This is a genomic window from Microbispora sp. NPDC049633 (genome assembly GCF_040675265.1).
In the GTDB taxonomy this organism is placed as follows: Bacteria; Actinomycetota; Actinomycetes; order Streptosporangiales; family Streptosporangiaceae; genus Microbispora; species Microbispora maris.
Map to the genome: position 1 here is coordinate 1 of NZ_JBFAOO010000304.1, position 6,134 is coordinate 6,134.

A 6,134-nucleotide genomic window follows, 5' to 3' on the forward strand; every position below is an offset into this window, starting at 1 on the left:
AGGCGCGGGCCGCGGCCGGATCCGTCACGCGCAGGGTCTCGATGTCTCCGGGCACGGCGACCAGCACCGTCTCGGCGTCGGTGCGGCCCCGCACGGGCCGGCCGCCGGCGTCGTCCAGCCCGGCGACCGCGCCCGGCGGGATCTGCATCGGGGACGGTTCATGCCGTACGGCGGCGAGCACGTGCGGCGAGGTCAGGCGCCAGACGGCGAGCACCCGGTCGCTCTCGTCCCCGGCGTTGATCGCGTCGGCCATGGTGCCGTAGAAGGCGGGCAGGTACTCCTCCGGCCGGGCCCCGAGCTTGGCGAGGTTGAAGTGGGCGTTGCGGCGCACCAGCGGGTCGTACGTCCAGGTGATCGTGTCCAGGCCGCGGTCGAGCGCCCACTCGCGCTGGTGCAGCTTCAACGCGAAACCGGCGCCCTGCCCGGCGACAGTCCCGGTGATGTGGGAGTGCAGCGCCCGCCGCGGCGGGGCCGCGACGAACCCGACCGACGCGCCGACCAGCCGGTCCTGGCGATAGGCCCCGGCGACGTAGTTGCCGGCGTGGGAGAGAGCGCGCATCATCTCCGCCGTGACCGGAGCGCCCCCGGGACCCGGGCGCCAGATGCCGGCGAACAGGCGGCAGACGTCCTCGAACTCCTCGATCGTGTGCAATTCGCGCAGTCGCAGCTCGCCGGGGCCGCTCATCCGCGCACCGCCTCGACCAGGCCCGTCAGCAGCGCGGCACGGGGTGGCATCTCGGCCACGACCACGTGCTCGTCGTCGGCGTGCGCGCCGCCGCCGACCGCGCCGAGCCCGTCCAGGGTGGGGCAGCCGGCGCCGGCGGTGAGGTTGCCGTCCGACGCGCCCCCGACGGCCGAACCCGGCAGGGGAGCGAGTCCGAGGCCGGCGGCGACCCGCTGGGCGAGCGCGAACAGGCCGGCCGACGAGGCCGGTTCGAGCGGCGGGCGGTTGGGGCCGCCGAGAACCTCCAGGCGGGTTCCGGGCGTCCGGGGCGTCAGCGCCCGCATCAGCGCGTCCACGCGGAGCTGGGCCGTGACGGTCGGCACGCGGACGTCCACGGCCAGGCGGGCCAGCGCGGGCACGGTGTTGATCGTGGTGCCGCCGGACAGCAGCGTCGGCGTGACCGTCGTGCCGTCCAGGCCCCCGTCCGGGAAGTCCGCGCTCGCCATCGCGGCGACGGCGAGGATCTGATGGGCGAGCTCGACTCCCGCGTTGGCCCCCTTGCCGGGATCGAGGCCGGCGTGGGCGGCCCGGCCGCGCACCACGATCTCGTACGTGGAGATGCCCTTGCGCGCGGTCTTGAGCGCGCCGCCGTCGGCGCTCGCCTCCAGCACGAAGGCGGCGGCGCGGCCGCGCGCCGACTCCTCGACCAGGGCGCGAGAGGACGGCGACCCGAGTTCCTCGTCCCCGGTTACCAGCACGCACACGCCGTCGGGGGAGGGGAGCGCGGCCAGCGCGTGGAACATCTGCACCAGCCCGGCCTTCATGTCGAACACGCCGGGCCCCCGCGCGATGCCGCCGGTGACCGACCACGGCCGCGAGCGCAGGGAGCCGATCGGCCAGACCGTGTCGTGGTGACCGAGCAGCAGCACACGCGGCTCGCCGAAGCTCCACCGCAGGTGCGTCACGCCGTCGATCACGATCGTCTCCGGAGGGGTGCCGAGCAGGCGGCGTCCCTGGTCCGCGACCACGGCGGCGCTGCGGGCCACCGCCTCGTGATCGGCGGAGAACGACTCGCAGCAGACGAGCTCCTCCAGGTCCGCGAGCATGGCGGAGAGGTTCACCGCCGTCTTCACAGTGCTCTTCACAGTGGCCTGCCCAGCTCGGCGCGGAACAGCCGCCGCACGTTGCCGCCGAGGATCTTCAGGATGTCGTCTTCCGCCAGTCCCCGCCGCAGCAGCGCCTCGGTGACCAGGGGCAGCCCGCGCGGCCCGTCCAGCCCGGGCAGGGCGGCGCCGGGGTCGATCCCGTCGAAGCCGAAGTCCTCACAGCACGGGGGAGTGACGTCGTGCAGCACCTCACGAACGAAGTCGGGCCCCAGTCCCACGTGGTCGATCCCGGCGACCGCGGCCACGTGCTCGATGTGCGCTACCAGCCGGTCCAGCGTGTGATCGGCGGGGTCCTCGGCGAGGAAGACGGGGAAGAAGTTCACGCAGACGACCCCGCCGGTGGCGGCGACGCCGCGGATCTGGTCGTCGGTGAGGTTGCGGTGGTGGTCGCGCAGGGCCCGGGCGGAGGAGTGGGTCGCCATCACCGGGCGGGTGGCCAGCTCCAGCACGTGCTCGACGCCGCGTGCGCCCAGGTGGGAGACGTCGAAGAGCATGCCGAGCCGCTCCATCTCCCGTACGGCCGCCGCCCCGGCGTGGGTGAGCCGTCCGCCGGCGGCGTCCTCGCCGCTGCCGTCCGCCAGCGGCGTGCGCCCCCAGTGGGCGATCGAGGCGACCCGTACGCCGAGCCGGTGCAGGGTGGGCAGCAGTTCGACGGAGGAGTCCAGGCCGGGCATGCTCTCCAGCGCCAGGACCAGGGCGATCACGCCGTCGTCGAGCGCCCGGTCGACCTGCGCGCCGTCCAGGCAGAGCCGTACGGCGTCCGCGTTGCCCTCGGCCAGCGTGTGGGCGCACTCGATCATCCGCAGGGTCTGGCGCAGCGCGCCCTCCGGCCGGTAGCGGTCGTCCACGAAGACCGGCAGCACCTGCAGGTCCACGCCGCCGTCCCGCAGCTGGGGCAGCCACCGTTCGCGGAAGAAGGACGCCCACCGGGCCGGCGGGCGTTCGGCGACGGCCATCAGCAGGTCGTTGTGCGTGTCCGCGACGACGGCGGTGTGGTGGAGGTGGGCTGGCACCCCGCTGACGGTACGGCAGGGAAGGAGCGCGGCAGTTCGTCCGATCGCACCAAAGAGTGGGCAACCTTCGTGCGGCTGGCCAAAGACCTTACTTTACTTCGTAAAGGCAGGCGGCTGAATAAGCTGATCCCGTGGCAGCGCCGTACCGGACGATCAGGGACACCGTCGAGCACGAGATCGAGATCCGCCGATCACGCTTCATCTGCGCGCTCGCCCCGGCGGCCACGGAGGAGGTCGCGCGGGAGTTCGTGGCCGAGCGCAGGCGGCTCTACGCCGACGCGACCCACAACTGCTCGGCGTACGTCATCGGTCAGGGCGTCCGCAGGGCGGACGACGACGGGGAGCCGGGCGGCACGGCCGGGACGCCGATGCTGGAGATGCTCACCCGGCGCGGTTTCGCGGACGTGGCCGCCGTCGTCACCCGTTACTTCGGCGGGGTGCTCCTGGGCGCGGGCGGCCTCGCCCGCGCGTACGGCGGCGCGGTGGGGGAGACGCTCGACCGGGCGGGGGTGGTCGAGATGGTCCCCGCGGCGGTCGTGACCGTGTCGGTCGGCCACGCCCAGGCCGGGAGGCTGGAAAGCGACCTGCGCGCCTCGCCGTACGTGCTGCGGGGTGTCGACTACGGCGCGAGGGTCGCCTTCGAGGTGGCGGTGGCCGAGGACCGGCTGCCCGTCTTCGAGGAGTGGATCGCGGCGGTCACCGCCGGGCGGGCCGAGACCGCGCTCGGCGGCCCGGTCCATCTCGCCCGCTGAGCGGGCGACGCCGGGCCGTCACCCCTCCAGGGCGTACCGCATCACGCGGAGCTTGGCCTGCGCCTCGGCGAGTTCGGAGGCGGGGTCCGACCCGGCCATGATGCCGCAGCCGGCGAACAGCCGGGCACGCCTGCCGGAGACGTACGCGCAGCGCAGGGCGATGCCCCACTCGCCGTCGCCGCGCGAGTCGATCCAGCCGACCGGCCCGGAGTAACCCGCGCGGTCCATGCCCTCCAGTTCGCGGATCACGCGGAGCGCGGCGCCGGTGGGTGTTCCGCCGACCGCGGCCGTGGGGTGCATCGCGGCCACCACGTCGAGCACCGACGCGCCGTCGGACAGCCGTCCGGTGACCCGGCTGGCCAGGTGCTGGACGTTCGGCAGCACCAGCAACTCGGGGCGGTCGGGCACGTCGAGCGCCGAGCAGAGGGGCGCGAGAGCCTCGCGGACCGAGGCGACCGCGCAGGCGTGCTCGTGGCGGTCCTTCTGCGAGGCGAAGAGGGCGGCGCCGCGGGCCGCGTCGTCGGCGGGGTGGGCGCCGCGCGGCGTCGTGCCCGCGAGGACCAGCGACTCGACCGCCTGGCCGGTGTGCCTCACCAGCAGTTCCGGCGTCGCGCCGACGAGCCCGTCCACCGAGAACGTGTAGCACTCGGGGTAGCGCTCGGCCAGCCGTTCCAGCAGCACGCGGGGATCGATGTCCCGCTCGGCGACGGCCGTCAGGTCGCGGGCGAGCACGACCTTGTCCAGCATGCCGTCCCTGATCCGCCGTACGGCTCGCGCGACCCGGTGCTCCCATTGCGGCGCCGACAGCGAGCCGTCGCCGTACCGGATGCGGCCGGGCGCGGAAGGCGGGGTGACCAGGTCGAAGGCGCCGTCGCCGATCGTGGTGAGCCAGGCGCGGCCGTTCCTGCGGGCGAGCACCACGCGGGGGACGACCAGCACGGTCCCCGCGGCGTCGGCGTCGAAGGTGAAGGAGCCGAAGGCGACCGGTCCCGAGCCCGGCATGCCGACCTCGTCCTCGATGCGTGCTCCTGCGAACAGCGAGGAGAGCCAGCCGCGGGCCCAGTCGAACCGCCCGGGGCCCGGCGGCACCGCGGCCCGCGCCGCCTCCCCCCAGCCGACGAGTCCCTCACCGTGTCTGATCCAGGCGTACGGCGCGGCGTCGGGCAGACGCGCCAGTAGATCGTCAGGGTCGCTCACCGCGACCGTGCGAACCACGAGGGGCCGGATAAGAGCGACAGTCACCCGACTCACTCTACGCAGGATCTGAACGTGTTCGACAAGAGGCCCCCCATGCGATCGCGCTGCCCTCTGTCAAGCCGCGATAGGAATCTGGTCATGGAAGGCTCGCCTTCCCTGGTGGCGATAGAGCGTACCTCCACGCGATCCCTACCTTTGATCTCCCGGAGGTGCCCATGATCAAGAAGATCACGCCGGTCCTGGTCGCGAGCGTCCTGCTCGTGCCGACCGGCGCCCACGCCCGTACGACGCCCGCCGTGATGGCGGCGCTGGGGGACTCGATCAGCGCGGGGTTCAACGCCTGCGGCTGGTACGTCGCCTGCACGTCCCGCTCGTGGTCGGCGGGCGACTTCCCGTCGGTGAACAGCCATTACCTGCGCCTGCTCGCCATGGGGAGCGGGATCAAGGGGCACAACCTGAACTTCGCCGTCCCGGGGTCGACCAGCGCCGACCTGCGGGGGCAGGCGCGGCAGGCCGCCGAGGCCGGCGCGGGCTACGTCACCGTCCTCATCGGCGCGCAGGACGCCTGCGTGGGCTCCGAGAAGGAGATGACGCCCGTGGGAACGTTCCGGCGCAACATCGACGCGGCCTTCGACGTGCTGCGGCCCACCGGCGCGCGGGTCTTCGTCGCGAGCATCCCGGACGTCAAGCGCCTGTGGCGGGTGGGCAAGGACAACGGGTGGGCGCGCGTCTTCTGGGGGATCGGCCGCATCTGCCAGTCGATGCTGGCCAACCCGACGTCCACCGCCAAGAAGGACGAGGCCAGGCGCGACCGGGTGCGCGAGCGGGTGATGGACTACAACGAGCAGCTCGGGCAGGCGTGCGCGAGGTACGGCCCGGCCTGCCGCTACGATGGGGGAGCGGTTTTCTCCTATCCGTTCACCCTCAAGCAGGTGAGCGCCTGGGACTACTTCCACCCCAACGCCGACGGGCAGAAGGCCCTCGCCAAGATCACCTTCGATCCCCGGCTCTTCTCCGACGCCGTCGAACCCTGATCTCTCAGCGGGTGCGGCGGAGACGGCCGAGGGTCTGCTCCAGCTCCTCCTGCAGCACGCGGCCCGCCCCGTCGGCGTCGCCGCGCTCGACGGCGCCGACGAACGCCGCATGGGAGTCGTCTCCCGGGTTCGGGTCGTCGGCCCGCAGGCCGAGCAGGTCGACCAGGGCGACCAGTCCCTCCCGCAGGCGGGGGACGAACTCGGCGAACAGGTCGGTCAGCACCGGGTTGTGCGCGGCGGCGACGACAGCCGCGTGCAGAGCGATGTCGGCGTCCACGAAGGCCGCGTCGCCGTCTCGCGCGGCGGCC

General features: G+C 73.6%; 7 protein-coding genes. 2 read left to right on the top strand and 5 right to left on the bottom strand.

The genetic code is table 11. The features are described from left to right. The 3 genes from AB0J39_RS37505 to AB0J39_RS37515 form a co-directional block, all read right to left on the bottom strand. A partial coding sequence (locus AB0J39_RS37505) for a GNAT family N-acetyltransferase (RefSeq protein WP_363473646.1) occupies positions 1–685 on the bottom strand: 685 nt, incomplete at its 3' end. Continuing rightward, entirely contained in the window at positions 682–1,809 is a 1,128-nt protein-coding gene (locus AB0J39_RS37510; RefSeq protein WP_363473649.1) for a M20 family metallopeptidase, read from the bottom strand. The genes AB0J39_RS37510 and AB0J39_RS37505, both read right to left, overlap by 4 nt. Continuing rightward, positions 1,806–2,843, bottom strand: coding sequence for a membrane dipeptidase (locus AB0J39_RS37515; protein ID WP_363473652.1), 1,038 nt, complete (start codon positions 2,841–2,843; stop codon positions 1,806–1,808). Before AB0J39_RS37515 ends, AB0J39_RS37510 begins: the two co-directional genes overlap by 4 nt. A gap of 131 nt (positions 2,844–2,974) precedes the next feature. On the opposite strand from AB0J39_RS37515, the gene AB0J39_RS37520 reads away from it, so the two are divergent. Continuing rightward, a complete protein-coding gene (locus tag AB0J39_RS37520; protein WP_363473655.1) occupies positions 2,975–3,595 on the top strand; it encodes a YigZ family protein in 621 nt (206 codons plus the stop codon). Between the two features lie 18 nt (positions 3,596–3,613). Here AB0J39_RS37520 and AB0J39_RS37525 read toward each other — a convergent pair whose 3' ends face one another. Beyond that, positions 3,614–4,837 carry an isochorismate synthase gene (locus AB0J39_RS37525; RefSeq protein ID WP_363473658.1) on the bottom strand — a complete coding sequence of 408 codons (1,224 nt, stop codon included), beginning with the start codon at positions 4,835–4,837 and terminating at the stop codon, positions 3,614–3,616. Between the two features lie 170 nt (positions 4,838–5,007). Between AB0J39_RS37525 and AB0J39_RS37530 the strand changes: the two genes are divergently transcribed. Next, positions 5,008–5,826, top strand: a complete 819-nt coding sequence (locus tag AB0J39_RS37530; protein ID WP_363473661.1) for a GDSL-type esterase/lipase family protein — start codon at positions 5,008–5,010, stop codon at positions 5,824–5,826. Between the two features lie 4 nt (positions 5,827–5,830). On the opposite strand, the gene AB0J39_RS37535 is transcribed toward AB0J39_RS37530, so the two are convergent. Then, positions 5,831–6,134 (bottom strand): FCD domain-containing protein (locus AB0J39_RS37535; RefSeq protein ID WP_363473664.1); only part of this gene is annotated, 304 nt, incomplete at its 5' end.

What these genes read in the sequence shown, in the direction of transcription:
- AB0J39_RS37530 (WP_363473661.1), top strand. Translation starts at nt 5,008, where the DNA reads ATGATCAAGAAGATCACGCCGGTCCTGGTCGCGAGCGTCCTGCTCGTG.